This window comes from Herbidospora cretacea (assembly GCF_001570605.1).
Taxonomy (GTDB): Bacteria; Actinomycetota; Actinomycetes; order Streptosporangiales; family Streptosporangiaceae; genus Herbidospora; species Herbidospora cretacea.
In genome coordinates this window covers 302,099-319,948 of sequence record NZ_BBXG01000005.1, presented here as the reverse complement: position 1 = coordinate 319,948, position 17,850 = coordinate 302,099, and the positions used below count along the sequence as shown (strand labels likewise).

14 protein-coding genes and 1 riboswitch are annotated in these 17,850 nt (G+C 68.6%); all 14 genes read right to left on the bottom strand.

Annotation, left to right across the window (positions count from 1 at the left end):
• Positions 1-49: 49 nt before the first annotated feature.
• The 14 genes from AW270_RS12450 to AW270_RS12385 all read right to left on the bottom strand — a co-directional run bounded on the left by AW270_RS12450 (position 50) and on the right by AW270_RS12385 (position 17,747).
• On the bottom strand, positions 50-976 hold the full coding sequence (locus AW270_RS12450; RefSeq protein WP_061294077.1) for a C40 family peptidase: 927 nt from the start codon (positions 974-976) through the stop codon (positions 50-52).
• A gap of 42 nt (positions 977-1,018) precedes the next feature.
• Complete coding sequence (locus AW270_RS12445) at positions 1,019-1,897, bottom strand: replication-relaxation family protein (protein ID WP_157521887.1); 879 nt, start codon at positions 1,895-1,897, stop codon at positions 1,019-1,021.
• 46 nt (positions 1,898-1,943) lie between these two features.
• Positions 1,944-4,388 carry a type IV secretory system conjugative DNA transfer family protein gene (locus tag AW270_RS12440; protein ID WP_061294073.1) on the bottom strand — a complete coding sequence of 815 codons (2,445 nt, stop codon included), beginning with the start codon at positions 4,386-4,388 and terminating at the stop codon, positions 1,944-1,946.
• Entirely contained in the window at positions 4,385-6,067 is a 1,683-nt protein-coding gene (locus tag AW270_RS12435; protein ID WP_063819184.1) for a VirB4 family type IV secretion system protein, read from the bottom strand. The genes AW270_RS12440 and AW270_RS12435 overlap by 4 nt, the downstream gene beginning before the upstream one ends.
• Before the next feature lie 113 nt (positions 6,068-6,180).
• Positions 6,181-7,128 carry a PrgI family protein gene (locus AW270_RS12430; protein ID WP_061294072.1) on the bottom strand — a complete coding sequence of 316 codons (948 nt, stop codon included), beginning with the start codon at positions 7,126-7,128 and terminating at the stop codon, positions 6,181-6,183.
• Between the two features lie 12 nt (positions 7,129-7,140).
• A complete protein-coding gene (locus tag AW270_RS12425) occupies positions 7,141-8,553 on the bottom strand; it encodes a TrbL/VirB6 family protein (RefSeq protein ID WP_061294070.1) in 1,413 nt (470 codons plus the stop codon).
• A gap of 175 nt (positions 8,554-8,728) precedes the next feature.
• Positions 8,729-9,136, bottom strand: a complete 408-nt coding sequence (locus AW270_RS12420; RefSeq protein WP_245674681.1) for a pilin — start codon at positions 9,134-9,136, stop codon at positions 8,729-8,731.
• 272 nt (positions 9,137-9,408) lie between these two features.
• Positions 9,409-10,236, bottom strand: a complete 828-nt coding sequence (locus AW270_RS12415; RefSeq protein ID WP_061294065.1) for a hypothetical protein — start codon at positions 10,234-10,236, stop codon at positions 9,409-9,411.
• Positions 10,237-10,517: 281 nt separating this feature from the next.
• Positions 10,518-11,294 carry a helix-turn-helix domain-containing protein gene (locus tag AW270_RS38660; RefSeq protein ID WP_157521885.1) on the bottom strand — a complete coding sequence of 259 codons (777 nt, stop codon included), beginning with the start codon at positions 11,292-11,294 and terminating at the stop codon, positions 10,518-10,520.
• 413 nt (positions 11,295-11,707) lie between these two features.
• Positions 11,708-13,942 carry a 5-methyltetrahydropteroyltriglutamate--homocysteine S-methyltransferase gene (metE, locus tag AW270_RS12405; protein WP_061294062.1) on the bottom strand — a complete coding sequence of 745 codons (2,235 nt, stop codon included), beginning with the start codon at positions 13,940-13,942 and terminating at the stop codon, positions 11,708-11,710.
• 103 nt (positions 13,943-14,045) lie between these two features.
• Positions 14,046-14,255, bottom strand: a riboswitch (cobalamin riboswitch).
• Complete coding sequence (locus tag AW270_RS12400; protein WP_082801499.1) at positions 14,253-14,909, bottom strand: (2Fe-2S)-binding protein; 657 nt, start codon at positions 14,907-14,909, stop codon at positions 14,253-14,255. It overlaps the preceding riboswitch by 3 nt.
• The gene (locus AW270_RS12395; protein ID WP_082801498.1) at positions 14,849-15,679 is read right to left on the bottom strand and encodes an ABC transporter ATP-binding protein; all 831 of its coding nucleotides are present in this window, start codon (positions 15,677-15,679) and stop codon (positions 14,849-14,851) included. Before AW270_RS12395 ends, AW270_RS12400 begins: the two co-directional genes overlap by 61 nt.
• Positions 15,676-16,737 carry a FecCD family ABC transporter permease gene (locus tag AW270_RS12390; protein ID WP_245674680.1) on the bottom strand — a complete coding sequence of 354 codons (1,062 nt, stop codon included), beginning with the start codon at positions 16,735-16,737 and terminating at the stop codon, positions 15,676-15,678. The genes AW270_RS12395 and AW270_RS12390 overlap by 4 nt, the downstream gene beginning before the upstream one ends.
• Positions 16,734-17,747, bottom strand: a complete 1,014-nt coding sequence (locus AW270_RS12385) for an ABC transporter substrate-binding protein (protein ID WP_061294058.1) — start codon at positions 17,745-17,747, stop codon at positions 16,734-16,736. Before AW270_RS12385 ends, AW270_RS12390 begins: the two co-directional genes overlap by 4 nt.
• Positions 17,748-17,850: the final 103 nt, after the last annotated feature.

The following is a 17,850-nucleotide window of genomic DNA, read 5'->3' as shown; positions in this document are numbered from 1 at the left end:
TACCTGACCTCCTAGCGCCTCTAGCTGGACTTTTGGCGAAGAGACCCGTTCAGGGGCGGGGCCGCGTGAATCCGATCAGGTCGTCGCGCTGGTAGGAGTCGAGCTTGACCACTTCCCGGCGATTGGGCGCGTGGATCATCTGACCGCCTCCGATCACGAGGCCGACGTGTCCCGGCCCGTCATCCTTCATGTTGAAGAAGACCAGGTCGCCGGGCTGTTCCTGACCGGACGTCACGGGCTGACCATGCCGCCACTGGTCGGCGGCGACCCGAGGGATGGAGATTCCTGCTGCTTGGTACGCCCGCATGGTGAGGCCGGAGCAGTCGAAGGAACCGGGTCCCTCCGCACCCCAGACATACGGCTTGCCGAGCTGGGCCTGCGCGTAGGCGATCACGGCTGCCGCCTGTTCTCCGGGAATCAGTACGGCGCATGAGCCGGTGAGCCCGTCGACGACGTGCTGGGCGAGGGTCTCCCACTTGGCGTAGGCGTCGGGGAACGCGGACCGTTGTACGGCTTGGGCCGCACGTGTGAGCGGGAGTCGTTCCCAGCCGGAGACCTCGACGAGCCGCTCGTAGAACTGGCGGGCTGCGTACTCGGGGTCGAGGATCTGCTCCTTGGTGCCCCAGCCCTGCGAGGGCCGTTGCTGAAAGAGCCCGATCGAGTCCAGGTGCCCGTACGTCAGGTTACGCAGGTGGGATTCCTGGAGCGCGGTGGCAATGGCGATCACGACCGCCCGCCCGGGGAGGCCGAGAACCAAGCCGGTCTGAATGATGGAGGCGGCGTTGGCCTGCTGCTCTTGGTCGAGCTCGGTGGTCGGAGCCGTGGCCGGCGAGTTCTCCCGCGTGCCTGTTGTCACGGTGAGCAGGCAACCTCCGCCTCCGGGCTGTGCGGACGTGGTCAGGAGGCTGGTGGCTGCCGCCAGGAAGACGAGGACGACGAGCAGGAGGAGAACGGCGCCGGCCGCGGCCGACTTCATCTTGTTGTGCCCCTTTCTTCAGGAGCGGGTCCGGTCACCGAGTCAGGCGGTGGTGTCGCCCTGTCCGGGGCGGTTCAGATGTGGCCAGGCGTCAGCGAGTTCGGCCAGCCGGAGGCGGGGCTGATCTGCGCCGAGGGGCAGCCAGATGTTTCCCGCAGGTCCGTCATCGAGGCCGGTGTGCACGGCGGTCGCGACCGGCACCTCGGCATGGACGAGCAACTTGCGGAGATTGGCCTCCCGAGCGCGGCTAGGCAGCCAGAGGAGTACCGGCGTTGTGATGCCGGTCGCTTCGGCGAGGCTGGCGTAGCCGGGGAGCTTGGCGGTGACCTTGGCCAGGGTCTCGCTTCCGGTGTCGTGTTCGAGGAAGAAGTCGATCTCCTTGCCGTGCTCCCACCAGCGGCCGTAGGCGTCGGGCCGGGCCAGGTCGCCCCAGAGCTTGGCGCAGCGGCGTTCGGCCCACCATTGCCGGACCTCGGCGGTTCCGTCGCTGTGGCGGGCGTGGTGGTGGAGGTCGGCGAAGAAGTCGTTCACGCCGATTTGGTGGGCGGCCTTGGTGGAGACGGAGATGGCCATGGCCAGGTCCGGGTGGTAGCCGAGCTCCTTGATCGTGGTGTCGGCCTTCAAGGCCAGGAGCTCGGCGCCGGTCCGTCCGAGGATCCAGTGGTGGGGTGAGGAGCCGCCGTAGGGGGTCCAGGGCCGGAACCGGGTGATGGTGTGCAGCTTGTGCAGGATGCCGAGGCGGCGTCGGGTGGGCTGGGGCAGCGTGAAGAAGATGCGCTGGAGCTGGTGGGTGGTCAGGACGCGGTGCTCGTACAGGAAGGTGAGGATCTCGTAGTCACGCGGGGTGAGACGCGCGGCGAGTTCGGCCATGGCGGCGGCGTCGAATCGGGGCTGTCCGAGCGGGATACGGGATACGGGCACAGGTCCTCCGAGATCAGAGCTGGATGTGACGGGTTCCGCGAGAAGTTCAGGAGGTACGGGGGTCGATGGCCGCAGCGGCCTTCCCTCGCTTTCGCCTCCGGGCGGGTGTCGCGTCGGCGAGGTCGGGGCTGCTGTAGCGGTCGCAGGACGCTTCTCGGATTTCCTGCTCCCGGCCCGGTGTGGCAGGCGGAAGGGGCCGGGTCCGGAAGGTGAATGCGGGCGTCTGCTGGCCGTCGACCACCAGGCGCCCAACGGCCTGGTAGGCGCCCAGGTGGGTGAGGTCGTGCGGGGTGATCAGCGGTGAGGTGTGGTGTTTGAGTTCGGAGGCGTCTTTCGGTGAGGACGCGAAGTAGATCTTGTTGCGGGCGTCGGCGGACAGGGCTTCGCGCAGGTCGGCGGGGAGCTGGTCCAGGTGCTGGTGGGCCAGGATCAGCGAGAGGCGGTAGCCGCGCGCCTCGGCGAGAACGTCGTTGATGTGGCCGGGCAGGTTCAGGAAGTTGTGGCACTCGTCGATGACCAGGGCGGTGTCAGGCCGATCCTGTTCGCTGAGGCGGGCTCGCCGGGTGGCGGCCTGCCAGGTGTGGGCGAGCAGGATGGAGCCGAACAGCCGGGCGGCGTCGTCGCCGAGAACGCCTTTGGGCAGGCGGGCGAGGATGAGGCCGCCGTCGCTCAGGATCTGTCCGACGGGGACAGTGGTCTTCGGGCTGGTCAGGGCTTGGCGGATGAAGGGCCGGAGCAGTACGGCGCGCAGTTTGTTCATCACCGGGCCGATGACGGTCGCCTGTCCGGCTGGGGTGAGCGACTGGTAGGAATCCCAGAACCCGGCGAGGAGTTCGTCGTCTACCTGGGCGGTGATGCGGGCTCGGAAGGCCGAGTCGGTCAGGAGCCGGGGCACTTCGCCGAGGGTGGCGCGGGGGCCGAGCACCTTGGTCAGGGTCAGGCACGTCGACCGGAGCAGGTCATCGATCCGCGGCCCCCACGCGGAGGAGAAGCACCGGTGGAAGATGGTGACCAGCGAGTCGACGGCGAAGGCCGGATCAGAACCGGCCAGGACGTTGATGGAGGGCGGGCGGCCCGGCGCTTGCGGATCGAACACGACGGTCCTGCCGATCGCCCGTTCGGGCAGGCGGGCCATGATGTCGTTGATGAGGTCGCCCTTGGGGTCGATGACCAGGGCGCCTCGGCCGGCGCGGGCGTCGGCGAGAACGAGGTTGGCGAGCAGGGTCGATTTCCCGACGCCGGTCCCGCCCATGACGTGGGTGTGTTGGCGGCCGTCCGCGACGGGCACCGCGACGGGGCGGCGCGGGCCGCTGTCGGCGTCGCCCAGGACGCGTACAGGGCCGTCTGCGGCGTTTCGGGGGACGGCGGGGGATGGGACGACGGGCCGGGCCCCGGCGCGGGTGATTCCGGGTGCGTCGGCGTCCCAGGGCAGGTGGGCGAGCGCGGCGAGCTCGCTGATCGACAGTAGGTAACCCTGGTCCAGGCGGCGGGTGGCCGTCACGGTCGCGACGCGGAACAGGCGGGCGCGTCGCAGGTACTGATGTCCGGAGGTGAACAGGGCGAACACGCCTGCGATGGTGTGGGCTTGGCCTCGCAGCCACCATGGAGCCGGGTCATTCTCGGGCTGGTCGGTTTCCCGGGTGGTCGCGACGGCGTAGCGGACGGCGACCTGGTAGCGCGGCTGACTCGCTTTGGCGAGGATCGCGCGGACCTGCTCGGCTCGCTCGGGGAACATCCGGGCCAGGTCACCGGGGCGGGTGTGCCCGGACATCGGAAGCACTTCGTCCAAGGCCTGGCCGACGGTGCTGCTCGTCTTGCCGCCACGGAGGACGGCGGCTGCACGGTGACCTCGCCGTAGGCGCTTGCCGGTGGTGGGCCGGGCGAGGATTTGTACGAGGGCCTGTTCGCCTTCGCGGAGACCGCTCATCGCGGTGAGCAGGGATCGGATCGGGTCGTTGGGGTGGTCGATCTTGAGGGGGTAGTGCTCGGCCCGGCCCAGCATCAGATGCCCTCCCGCCGTCCGCGACGCCGGGTGGAGCGGGGCGTCGGCGGGCCCGGTGGTGGTCGTCGCACCGGGCCAGGCGGCTTGGATGGCCTTCTCGACGGTGCCGGGCGGTATGACACCAGGCACCCATAGGCGGATGCGGACCCCGGACTCGTCGCCTACGTACTCCCATGCGAGGTGAGGCTGACCGGCCAAGAAGCGTTTCCAGGCCGGACGGAGGAGCCCGACGAGCTGGCTCCACAACACCGCCGCTCCGGCCGGGTCGCTGTGCGGAGGGGAGGAGATCTCGATCAAGCGGGCGTCCGGGGCCAGCCCGACATGCCGAACCCAGCCGAGCAGGTGTCGGACCACCAGCATGGTCGACAGCATCACCAGGACGGACAGGGCTACCCGCCAGCCGTACAGGGCCAGCAACTCCGGTAGCCGGGTGGGCAGCGTCCGCAGGAAGTCCGAGACGGCTTTCACGTCGTGTTCGTCGAGAGTCACAGCGGGTCGCTCTCCTCGTCCAGCTCGTCGTGGCCAGGGCTGAAGATCGGCTGCGCGGGCGGCAGTTGCTGGTCCAATGCGGCCAGCTCTGCTGGGTCGGTGGTGATGAGTTCGGTCTCGCTGGGGGAGGCGATCACCTGGAAGGCGACGCGGCTGGCGGGGCCGGCGACGAGCAGCGCCTCGCCTCGTTCCGCGGTGAGGAGGAACTGCCGTTCGCCTTCCGTCAGGTCGAAGGCGTCGCCGACGGCGCTGATGGCCTGCGGTGCTTGGCGGAGCAGGATCTGGCTGGCGGCGTTGGCGACGATGGCCTGGCCGAGCTGGGTGCCGAGGAGGTCGGTGGCGTCCTGGGTGACGACCGCGAGCCCGGCCCAGTGCTTGCGGGCTGCCTTCGCCATCCGGTTAAGGAACTTGGCGCCCTCGGCTTCGCGCATGAGCAGCCAGGCTTCATCCACGACGACCAGGCGCTTCCTGCGATCCCGAGGGTTGGCCACGCGTCGCCAGATGGCGTCCAGGGCCAGCAGGGTGCCGACCGCCTTGACCTCCTCCGGCAGGTCGCGCAGGGAGAAGACGATCAGGTGCCCGGCCGGGGCGGTGGTGGTCGGGCCGTCGAACAACTCCCGGTAGGAGCCGGACACGTACGGGGTGAGCTGGGCGGCCAGCTCGAGCCCCTCCTTGGTGGAGGTCAGGGTGGTGACCAAGTTGGCCAGCAGCGGCGCGGGTTTGGCCCATGTGGCGGGGTCGCGGGTGATCCCGGCTGCCGCGTAAGTGGTGATGATCGCCGCGTCGAGTACCGCTCGCGCCTGTGCGGTCAGCGGGGCGCCGAGCATGGTGGCGACCAAGGTCTGCAAGAACAGCGCGCGGCGGGTGAGGACATCGCCGCTCTGGTTGGCGGGCAGGTCAAACGGGTTCCACCTCGTCCCGGAAGTGCCGAGGCTGAGATGCGTGCCGCCGACCGCGCGGGCCAGGCGGGCGTACTCGTCCTCGGGGTCGACGATGGCGACCTCGACGCCCTGATAGAGCAGGCGGAGGACTTCGAGCTTGGTGAAGAAGCTCTTGCCGGCCCCGGAGCGGGCGAGCACAACGGAGTTGTGGTTGTCCTGGGCGTAGCGGTCCCACAGCACGACTCCGGAGCTGGTGGCGCTGAGCCCGTACAAGACCGCGGTTTCTCCAACGACCGCGGCCAGGTCGGGGGAGGTGAAGGGGAACGCCGCCGCGAGGGCGGCGGTGTCGAAGGTGCGCCGCATGCGCAGCTCGTCGCTGGCCAGCGGCAGGCAGGTGGTCCAGCCTTGAAGAGCGCGGAAAGTGGTGGGCTGGGCGTCGAGCAGGAGCGAGGCGGCCAGCGCCTGAACGCGCTCGACTTCCGCGTCGAGCTGTTCCTGGTCAGGGGCGTGGACGGTGAGGTAGAGGCCGGTTTTGAAGAGTCGTCCGTGGCCGCGTGCGAGGTTGGCGGCCAGGTCGGTGGCGTCGTCGGCGGCGGCTTCGGTGGCGAAGTCGGCCAGACGGCCGTGCTCGGCGTCGGAGCGGCTTGCGGATTCCAGCCGGGCGAGCTGGCGGCGCAGCTGCTTGGCCGCCACGGCCTGTGGGATGGGCTCGACGTGCAGCGAGACATCCAATCGGCCGGGGTAGGTGAGCAAGGGTTCGAGCCAGCCCGCGCCGACCTCTCGCGGATAGCCGGTCACGGCGAAAGACGCCGCGATCCCGTTGGGAAGGGTGACGGTGCGGACGCTGACCTCCAGCGCTCCGGGATGCCCAACCGATCTTTGCTGACCTGCGCTTTCGCGTCGTCTTGATCTCATTGACCGACCTCGCTCGTGATCAGATCGTCGGGAAGAGCCACGGGGGCGGGATGCCAGCCGCCTGGGTCGAGACACTCGGCCAGCACCCGATGGGCAGCGGAGGCGTCCAAGACCCGCGCGTTCACTCCAAGGGCTGCGAGGGTGTGCTCGGTTTCAGCGGCACGCCGCAAGACGACCGTCGCGCAGGCGTCGCGTCGCGGCCGTCGACGTCCCCCCGCTGGCTGGTGTTCGCGCAGGACGATGAGCACTTGGCGGGTGAGCAACTCTGTCGAAGCGCCGAGGTGTTCCAGGAAGTCCGTGTGCTCGGCGGCGGCCCTGGCCAAGGCGGGATGCGGGAGGGCGCCGGTGCGTTCGTTGATCCCCTGGACGAGGTGGCCGAGGTCGATCGGCGTGGCCCGGATGAGGATCTGGGCCGGGGCATCCAAGGAGTTCAGCCACCTGCCGAACGCGCCGACCAAGGCGGCCTGCTCGGCAGGGGTTCGCAGATGGAAGGAGATGGTCGAGGTCTCCACCAGCACCGCTACGCCGCCTTCAGCCAGCTCCAACGCTCCGTCAGTGCGGATCGCCCGGACGGGAAGCCGCAACGGCGCCGGCAACTTGCCTCGCAGACGGCACCACCGAGGCGGCTCGCTGACACCTTCCGCTGCGGTGACCAGCCGTCTGGGCGTCCGCGCGAACAGCAGGGCCGCGAAGGCGAACTGGTCCAGGCTCAGTCCGTCGCGTCGCCCGAGCGCCAGCGCGATCCCGACGGCGACCAAGGGAAGGAGGACGGCGGCCGTGACCAGGACGGGGAGCAGTTCGTGGAACAGGGCGTAGACGCCTGCCGCGATGCCCCCGGTCAGCGCGACGATCACCAGTTGCCGGACGGTGAGGCCGTAGGCGATCTTGTCGGGCTGGTCGACGTCGGACGGAATGCGGGTGATCAGGTGCTCGTCGTCGGGCACGGGTGTTCCTCCTCAGCGTCCGGATGATTCGCCGGGGTTCCTCGGCTGCCGGGGTTGTCGTCGTGGCGGAGGGTCCAGGCGCAGCCGGAGTTGGCCTGGCTTGGGCGCCCGGGTCGGCATGCCGGGCAACCGGTCCTGCACCCACGGCGGCCGGGGCCGGACCCACGCCCCCGTTGGCGGGGCTGGGGCGGCTGGTGGGGATGTGCGCGGGACGCGTGTCACCGGGAACGGCAACGCCAACTGACGCCCGCGCGGGGCCGGTGCCGACGGTGGCGGTGTTGTGGCCGGAGGCTTGGACACCGGCCGCACCTCGAAGGGCAGAGCGAGTTGCTGCGGACCTTGCGGAGCAGGTGCCTGTTTCACGGGACGACCTCCTGAAGGAACCTGTCGGCCTGGTGTCTTCGCCGAGGCCCGGGGCGGCCCCTTCTTCTTCCTGGAGATTGCTGGCGCAGAAGTGCTGTGGTGGGCGGCTGTACGTCCAGCCGTCTTCGCACGGCGGGACTTGCGGAAAGCCGATCCGAGCGCCCCGAGGGTCTTGTAGACGACCACCGCCTTGACTGCGCGCTTGAGCAGAGTGGGCTGGGCCTGCTGCCAGACGGTGCGCGCCACCCAGCCGGGGATCTTCACCAGCACGAACAAGATCCCGATGAGGATCAGGGCATCGAGCGCACGGCTCGCCGCCGTTTGCCCAGCGACCAACACGGTGTCGCCGCTAGCGGGAAACGCCTGCTCAGCGTCAGTGAGCAAGGTCTTGAAAGCGAGGATCAACACCAGCGCCTGGAGCACTTGGATGGCCAGGACGCCGATGAACGAGCGCCACCACAGGCGGGCGATCCCTTGCGTCTGCGGTAGCCCGTGGCAGAGCAGCGCGAGGGGTGCGGTGATGATGAGGAACATCAGCAGCGTCACGCGGATGATCGCGATGAAAGCCAGGATGAAGCCCAGCACCACGGCCACGCCGATCAGCAGAACCAGGAAGACCAGCGAGGTCTCCTGATCGGTGAGCAGTTCGAGGACCTTGCGCGCGATGAGATTCCCGGCCCGTCTCCCGTCCACTCCGGCACCGAGCAGCGCGCCGACCAAGGCGTTGGCCATCTCGATGGCGTACTCGCACATCGCCAGCGAGCTGTTGACCAGGGCGGTCGCCCCGACGAGCCCCGGCAGGACCTCCTTGACCGTTGTGGAGGTCTGCAAGGTGCCGTGGCTCATGACGATGACGCCACCGGCCAGCACGAACAGCACGAGCAAGGCGTTGGCGACCGTCTGCACGTGTCCGGTCAGTTCCTGAACCCGGGCCAACATCGACGGCGGCGGAGCAGACAGCAGCGTCTGGCCGACCATGACGAAGGCGGGGTTGATCGCGTCGGTGACCACGCTGGTGAACCAGCCGTTCACCGCCTCGTTGATCTTGCATCCGACGTCCATCCACCCGCACCCGTCAGATGTGGGCGGTGCGACCGCGCCCGGCGACGGAGCGGGTGATGGCGTCGGTGACGGGCTCGGGCTGGCCGTAGCCGGGCCGTTGGACGCGAGCCAGGTGACGACAGTGGCGGCCACGAACAGGCACGGCGAAATGCGCCTGTGCCGTGCGGCGTGTATCTCAGGCACCGACGATGCCCTTGAGGATCTCCACCAGAAGCGGCGCCAGGATGGCCAGGCCGTAGCCGATGGCGGCGTTTCGCACGCACTTCTTGGCGGCTTCGGCTTCGCCGGGGTCGCCCTGGGCGAGCATGTAGCGAAGCCCGCCCACGGTCGCGAAGAGCGTCGCCAGCGCAACGAGTAGGCCGACGATCACATTGCGCAGGTTGTTGATGACCTCGTTCAGCGACGCTGGCGCCTGAGCCGCCATGAGCGTCGCGGCGCTGGTGGCGTGGGCGATGAGGAGCTCGACCAGCACGCCCAGGGAGAGGCCGCCCACGACGACCGCGGCGAGCAGCAGCATCTTCTGCCGGGAAGTCCGCACTCGTCGTAGCGGGGACCCGGCCGGATCGGGCTCGGTGGGTTTCACGTGATGCCTCCACGCGTTGGTTCTCTCGGTGTCTGAGGCAGCGCGGGGGCGCCAGCCCGACATGGGTCGGGGTGGGCCTCCTCCTTCGCGGTGGGAATGTGGCGGACCGGGGTGACAGGGACCGGTGGCGGTGTGACCCGCGCCGTGGCTGATGCCGTCCGCGCTGCCTTCAGTGAGACAAAGACCTGGTCGAAGGACCGAGATGGGACATGGGGGCCGGCGGATTTTGCTCGCTCATGGAGCAGTGGCTTCGCCGGCCCCGTCCCGGGGCTTTAGCTGATGTCGGCCAGTTCGCCGTCTGCGAGGGCCCGGTAGAGGGCCGCTTCGGCGCGCTGGCGGCGCTTGAGCATCGTGCAGTAGAGGAGGTTGTGCTGTCGGCAGTAGACGCTGAGCTGGACGTTCTCCAGACGGGTCAGGCCGATCAGCTCGGCCTCTTCGGCGGTGATGACGCCGGTGCCGACGGCCTCGGCCAGTAGCAGGTCGGCGTGGCCGACCGGGTAGGACAGCGCCTGCTCGCCCTCGCCGTGTTCCGGTTCGGTGAGCAGGTCGAAGCGCTGGACGGCGTAGGAGCGGAGAACGGCGAACTGGGTCAGCCGGGACAGCCGCAGGAGCGGGTGCGTCCAGGTGAGGTTGACCCGGGTGATGGCCTCCATGTAGCTGGTCAGGATCTCGGCTTCCAGGTCCTCCCGGTCGATCGTGATCCTGGAAGCCAGAGCGCGGGTGAGTCGGCGCAGCATCGGCAGCGCGAGCGCGACGGCCGCGACCATCCACGCCTTGCGGTGCTCACGGGCCTGGGAGATCAGGTGCTTCCACGTCTGGTCCCGGGTGGTCCGCGGGCAGGAGGGGTGCAGCAGGATCGCCCGTAGTTCCGGCAACGAGATCAGCCGTGCGGGGAGCCCGGCCCCGACTTCAGCTCCGTCGACGGAGAGAGGCTGCGGCCCGGCCATCAGGAGGTCGAAGGCGTGCTGGGCCATGTCCAGCGGAAGCGTGCTGACCGGTCGGAGCGGGACGGTCGGGAGGTTGTCGAAGTCGAAGCTGGTCGTCCGGGTGTTCTTCTGGGTGGTGATGCAGGCGTCGCTGGTGGAAGGGATGTACGACATTGCAGCTCCCGAAGGTGTGGTCAGTTCGGACGCTGCTCATGCCGCCAGAGCCCCCGGACAGGAACCGGACAACTTCCGGACAGACATCGCCCACGGCAAAAACCAGCCGAAGACCAAGTGATGCACCAGCACCTTCGACGACCTGCGAAAACGAGATAAGTAGGCGCTGAGGTCGCGGGCTTTCGTAGGGTTGGATAGACATGCGAAAGCAGGCTGACCTGCAGAAACAAGGGCTACTTAGATCGCGGGGTCAAGGTTGCGGAAACGCGGATCGGGCCAGCTCAGGCCATCAGATCACGCGCTTCTGCTCTAACAACCTCTCTAGCCGCTTGAGCGGTCGCCATGTCGAGCTCATGACGGATCTTGAGCTGCAACCTCGGATCGTCCAACATCTCCGCCACCCGGTTCCGAACTGCCTCGCGGATCGCAGTCGGGATTGCTTCGTCGATCCGGCGACGAAGCGACATCTCGATGACCGCTTCATGGATGATCTCCGCCGCAACTTCTGCGACTACTCTCCGAGCGGTTTGGGGGATCAAGTCCTCCACCTGCCTCCTCAGCCTCTCAGAGGCATGTGACGAGGAAGTCCGGCTCCGTGCTGCTTCGTGCGGCGAGGATCCACGTGCGCCTTGCTCGATCGCCACCTGTTGAGCCGCGACGGTCTGCTGCAGGCGATTCACGAGGAGACGCAGTTCGGCGAGCTCATCCGGTGCTGACGCCGTCCTGCGACGAGCGATCCCGTTGTAGGAGGCGCGGTCGTAGGCCGCAGCCCATATGGAGCTGTCTCGATCACTTCCGCTCAGTGCGGCCACAAGCGCCATGAATGTTGCCTTCTTCGGCAGACGCTTACCGCGCAAGACATCAGAGACGGTGCTGGCGGAGAGCCTTGTCTCTTCGTGCCGCGTCTGTTTGTCGAGCTGCCGAGCGGAAACGCCGGCACGGGCCTGGAGCTTCTGCAACGCGAGCCCGAGATCCGCCGACGTCTCGGCCTTCGCGACATCGGCGAGTAAGGCGTCCGGCTGCTCCGGGCTTGAGTTCTCAGCCGATGAACCGCGCATCAGGCTCCTCCTGAAGTTCGGGGTGTCCCGAAATGTTCGACGTGTTTTCGGACACCCTACCCCCGTCCCACGCCAGCCGAAGGTGACTCGACTGTGCAGCGGATCCGTCCCAAAAGATGGCAGGACGGCAGGTCCGGAAGCTGTGCTGAAGATCGCAAACAGCCACCACAGCGAGGAAGGTCGCCACTGTGATCATGGAAGTCGTCACGGAGTTGCTGCAGATGGCCGGCGCAGGCGCTGGACTGTACGGGAGCGTGCTGACGATTCGGCATCGGCGAGACGTCTCTCGCCGGAGCCGCGGCCAGCTGCCGCCTCCCGGATCCCAGGCGTCCGGCCGCACGTGTTCCGATGGCGAAGAGTCGTGAAGACCGTGGGAAGCCCGGCCCGGATCTGCTCCGGGCCGGGCTCGGTGGTCAGAGACTGAGTCGCACGGTCTGGGCGGCGGTGACCATGTTGGTCAGGGCCGCGACGGTCTCCGGGTACGCGCGGGTCTTCAGGCCGCAGTCGGGGTTGACCCAGAGTCGGCCGGCCGGGACGGCGTGGAGGGCGTTGCGGAGGTTGGCGGCGATCTCCTCGCTGGTCGGCACGCGGGGCGAGTGGATGTCGTAGACGCCGGGGCCGATGCCGTTCGTGTAGCCCGCCGCCTGGAGGTAGGGCAGGAGTTCCATGTGGGAGCGGGCGGCCTCGATGCTGGTGACGTCGGCGTCGAGGTCGGCGATGGGGCTGAGGATCTCGCCGAACTCCGAGTAGCACATGTGGGTGTGGATCTGGGTGGCGTCGGCTGCGCCGGAGGTGGCGAGCCGGAACGCGCCGACGGCCCAGGTCAGGTAGGCCTCCTGGTCGTCCTTGCGCAGCGGGAGGAGCTCACGCAAAGCCGGTTCGTCGACCTGGATGATGCCGATCCCGGCTGCCTCCAGGTCGGTGATCTCGTCGCGGAGGGCGAGGGCGACCTGCCTAGCGGTCTCGGCGAGAGGCTGGTCATCACGGACGAACGACCAGGCCAGCATGGTGGTTGGGCCGGTGAGCATGCCCTTGACGGGCTTGTCGGTGAGCGACTGGGCGTAGGTCGCCCAGGCCACGGTCATGGCATGGGGGCGGGTGATGTCCCCGTACAGGATCGGAGGTCGGACACACCGTGAACCGTAGGACTGCACCCAGCCCGACTCCGTGGCGGCGTAGCCGTCGAGTTGCTCGGCGAAGTACTGGACCATGTCGTTGCGTTCGGGTTCGCCGTGGACGAGGACGTCCAAGCCCAGGTCCTCCTGAAGCCTGATCACACGGGCGATCTCGGCCCGCATGGCCTGGACGTACGCGGGTTCGTCGATGCGCCCGGACCGCAGGTCGGCGCGAGCGGTGCGGATCTCGGCGGTCTGCGGGAACGAGCCGATCGTCGTGGTGGCCAGTCCGGGCAGCCCGAGTTTCGCCTGCTGCGCGGCGAAGCGGATCTCCCGAGCGGACCGCCGGGCGTCGCCGAGGGCATCAAGGCGCGCCCGTACGTCAGCATCGGCCGCCGCTACGGAAAGCGTTGTGACCTGCGGGTTTGTGGCTCGAAGGTCGGCGGCCAGCCTGACCAGTTCGGCGACCTTCTGGCGGGCGAACGCGAGCCGTTCCCGTACCGTCGGGTCGAGTGCCGTCTCGGTGCCCAGGTCGACGGGGACGTGCAGCAGCGAACAGGAACTGCTCAGCTCGACCGTGTCGGCGAGGCCGAGCAGGATCGCGTACGCGGATCTGACCCGCGCCGGGTCGGAACGCCAGACGTTACGGCCGTCGACCATACCGGCGATCACCGTCTTGCGGGGCATCCCGCCGATCGAGGCCAGTGTCTCCAGGTTGCCGGGCCCGGCGACGAGGTCGAGCGCGACCGATTCGACGTCGGTGGCGGCGATCTCCGTCAGCGCCTCCGCCGCGACCGAACCGAAATAGGTGGCGAGCAGGAGTTTCGGGCGGCTCGCCAGCCCGCCGAGCCGCCGGTAGGCCCGGCGGAGCGCGTCGAACTCGCGGGCGCCGAGGTCACGGGCCAACACCGGTTCATCGAACTGAACCCATTGCGCACCCGCACCTGCGAGCCGTTCCAGCAGCTCAGCGTAGGTTTCGACCAAGGAGTCGAGCAGGTCGAGCGGGACGAACCCATCAGGCGAACCGGGAGCGGCCTTGGCCAGCAGCAGGTAGGTGAGCGGGCCGACGAGCACCGGTCGCGTCTCGATGCCGAGCTTCCGGGCTTCCAGGTATTCGGCGATCGGCTTGGCCGTCGAGCCGCCGGTCAGCCGGAAGCGGGTGTCCAGGGTGAGCTCGGGGACGATGTAGTGGTAGTTGGTGTCGAACCACTTCGTCATCTCCAGCGGGGGCACTTCCTCGGTGCCGCGTGCCATGGCGAAGTAGCGGTCGAGCCCATCGAGTCCCCTGTACCGCGCCGGGATGGCGTCGACCATGACGGTGGTGTCGAGCACTTGGTCGTACAGGGAGAAGGTGTTGGAGGGGATGGTGTTGAGCCCTGCGTCGCGGAGCTCTGTCCAGACCTCGCGGCGTAGTCGCGCCGCGGTTGTCTCCAGTTCGGCGGCGTCGATCGTGCCGGCCCAGTAGTTCTCGGTGGCGAACTTGAGCTCCCGGCGCGCACCGATGCGCGGGTAACCCAGAATCGTCGTCTTCACGGCTGCTTCCCTCGTCTCGCCGAAAGCGGCCAAGCGGAAGGAACGCAGCGCACAGCGCGCGGCGCAGGCCCTCCCACGAGGCCGCGGACCACCACGCGCCGAGGTCGGCGCGCGGGCGGAGGCAGGTCTTCGGACTTGTGGGCGTCGTGCTCGTTCCTACTGGCCGTCGCTTCCCAAGCCCGGAGGGCTCAGTGCTGATGACGGCGGTCGTTCCCACATACCGCTGCGGGGCAGTCCCGGATTCACACCGGGTTCCCTCTTACGACGCCCGTCTCTGGTGGAGGCGGGCGAACCATCCACGCCGGTGAGCCTATCTCCCGGCCAGCGCGCAGTCACCGCACTTCTCACCGTTCGGGACGCGGTAGTAGAGGCAGCAGGTGGTCCGCCGGAATGCGAGCTTCGGTGAGATCAGCACACCCTTCCCCGCCAGCTCGGGGAAGGCGAGCAGGTGATCAACCAGTTCGGTGGCCGCCTCTGCCAGGTCTGGTCGGGCCGCGACGATCGCCCGGCCGGCCTCGGCCAGAGCGGAGGCCGCGTTGCCGTAGAGCAGGCGGGAGGCGATCTTGACGCGCAGCCCGGCCGCGAGAGGTTCCAAGTGGCGTCTCACCACCTGATCGAAGAGCTGTTCTGGATTCTTGTACGGATGACCTTCCGGCGTCGGCAGGCGGAGCCGTGGGCCGTCGTCGGCGCGGTCGATGCGGGTCAGGTCGGGCACGATGCCGTGGGTGAGTGCGGTGGCCAAGACCGGTGACCAGAGCCGGGCGGCGTGGCTGAGCTGGGCGATCGAGGCACCGATCCGCATCTCGGTCGTGCCGTACCGGGTGGCCGTCCTCTCCACGAGATCGGCGAATCCGGTGGCGTAGTCAGCGCGGACGTCGTGCCACCCGGCCGCGCCGCCGCCGATGGTCAGGGCGAAGAAGGTGCCGAACTCGGCGACCTCTTCGAGGGCCGTGCGGATGGTTTCCACTGGTCGCCTCCGGTGCGCAGGATCACGTGGGGCACGTCCGTCTCGGGGTGCGGGGTCACATCGGCGTCGACCCGGTAGACCTCGGCCAGCAGGGCGGGCGTCAACACCTCCGCCGGGGTGCTGAGGGACACGACCCGGCCGCCGTCCATGACACAGATGCGGTCGCAGAAGGCGGCCGCCATGTTGAGGTCGTGCAGGGCGATGACGGCGGTGACCTCGAGGTCGCGGACCAACTCAAGAGCGTCGAGCTGGTGGCGCAGGTCGAGGTGGTTGGTCGGCTCGTCCAGGACCATCGTGGTCGGCTGCTGGGCGAGCGCACGAGCGATGAGGACGCGCTGTTTCTCGCCACCCGACAGACGGTCGAACGGCGCGTGGGCCAGATGCTCGACGTCGAGGCGGGCCAAGGCGTCGGCGATGATCTGCTTGTCTTCGGTGTTGTCGCCGTCGAAGGCGCGTTTGTGGGGGGTGCGGCCCATGGCGACGACGTCGTAGACGGTGAGTTCGAAGTCGCCGCCGGTCTCCTGGAGGACCGCCGCGAGGCGCCGGGCCAGCCAGCCGGACGGCATCTTCCGGACGTCCTCGCCGTCGAGGAATACCCGGCCTGACGTGGGCTTTCTGGCCCGGTAGAGGGTCCGCAGCAGGGTCGACTTGCCGGCGCCGTTCGGGCCGACCAGGCCGAGGGTCTCGCCCTTGGCGACCTCCAGCGAGACGTCATCTACCAGTGCTTTGCCGCCGATGCGGACCGAGACGTTCTCCACGGTCAGGGTCACTTCGACCGCCTCCGCATCAGCCACAGGAAGAAGGGGCCACCGACCAAGGCGGTGAGGATGCCCACCGGGATCTCCTCGGGCGCGATCAAGGTGCGGGCCATCAGGTCGGCCAAGATGAGAAAGGACGCGCCCAGCAGGGCCGTCGCTGGAAGGGCTTTGCGGTGGTCGGCGCCGATGAGCAGCCGCACGATATGGGGCATGATCAGGCCGACGAAGCCGATGGCTCCGCTGACGGCGACGATCGTGCCGATCATCATGGCGACCAGCACGAACAGCGCCGCCCGGAACCGGTGCACGTCCAGGCCGAGCGAAGCAGCCGCCTCTTCCCCTCCCAGCAGCAGGTTCAGCGACCGGGACACCCCGAGCAGGACGACTGTGCCCGCCAGCATCGCCACTGCCGGGATCCACACCATGGCCCAGGTGGTCCCGGCCAGGCCGCCGAGCATCCAGCGCACGGCCGACTGGGTCTTGTGCGGGTCGTTGGACGTGACGACCAGGAAGCTCGCCACGGCCGACAGCACCTCGGCCATCGCGACCCCGGCCAGCACGAGCCGGACGGTGGTCATCCGGCCGCCTTGCCTGGCCAGGAAGTACACGGCCACAAGTGCAGCCAGCGCGCCGAGGAAGGCCGCGATCGGCAGGGAGAACGCGCCGAAGAAGCTCAGCCCGAAGACCAGCACGCTGACCGCGCCGACGCTGGCCCCCGAGGACACGCCCAAGAGCATGGGGTCGGCGAGCGGGTTGCGTACAAGAGCTTGAAGGGCCATGCCGCAGACGGCCAGGCCCGCGCCCACGACCGCCGCGAGCAGGACCCTTGGGAGCCGAACGTCCATGACGATGGTCTCCCGCGCGGCGGTCCAGGTCGGCTCGGCGAGCGCGGGATGGATGTTGTGGAGCAGGATGCCCCACACCTGACCGGCCGGGAGGTTGACCGATCCGGCGGCGATGGCAGCGGTGACCGCTGCGGCCAGCAGCGTGAGCAGCAGGCCGATCACCGCGATGTACGGAAGCCCCGGGCGCCGCGCGACTCGCACGGCGCCCGCTGTCAGTTCGCTCACTGGAACTTGTCGGCGTGGAGCTGCTTGGCCAGCGCCTCGACGGCGCCGGGGGCGCGGACGCCGAGCACGACGGACGACAGGGGCAGTACGGCGAAGCGCTGCTCCTTGATGGCCGGGACGTCCTTCAGCGCGGGGTTCTCCAGCAGGAACCTCTTCTTGGCGTCGACGGGCTCGTCGCCGTAGTCGTAGATGACGATCCAGTCGGGTGCGCGTTCGGCGACCTGCTCGAAGGAGACGTCGCCCCACACCTTGTCGACGTCGGCGAAGATGTTCTGCGCGCCGGCCAGGTTGATGATCTCGTTGCCGATGCCCTTGCCGCCCGCGGTGAAGGCGGTCTTGTCACCGGAGTCGAACACGAACAGCTTCACCGGAGCGACACCGGCGAGCTTCTCGCGGACCCCGGCCAGGGTGCCGTGCAGCTCGGTGAGCAGCGCGTTGGCGCGGTCCTTGGCGCCGAAGATCTGCGCGACGTTGCGGATCTCCTGGTCCATCAGCGACATCGTGACCGCGCCCTCGGCGCACTCCTCGACGTTGAGGTAGGTCTTGATGCCCGCTTCCTGGAGCGCGGTCCGGCTGCGGCCCTCCTTCTCGTCGAAGGTGCTGCCGAACCCGCCGTAGACAAAGTCGGGTTCCTCGGCCAGCAGCGCCTCGTATGAGGGGTACTCCTTGGAGACGACCTTGATGGCGTCGTAGGTCGCCTTGTACTCAGGCAGCACCTGGTCGTCGAGGTAGGCGGTGCCGATCATCGACTTCTCCAGACCGAGCGCCAGCATGACCTCGGTGGCGTGCTGGTTCATCGAGATCGCGCGGGCCGGGGGCTGCTCGTAGGTGGTGGAGACGCCGCAGTTATCGAGGGTTAAGGGAAAACCCTTGTTCGTGGACGCGGCCGGGGACTGTGCGGCCGAGGCCTGCGCGGCCGGGGGTTCCTCTGCCGATGTGCCGCCGCAGGCGGCTAAGACACCGGTAACCAGCAGGGCGAGCAGCAGGGACGTGGGACGTCTGCCCGTCATGGCGTGTTCCTCTCAAGGGAATTGCACAACGGGGCGGACCTAAGAAAGGGAACACCGAAGGGCCTCGCGGCGTCGCCGTCGGCACGATGGGCATGGTCGCCCA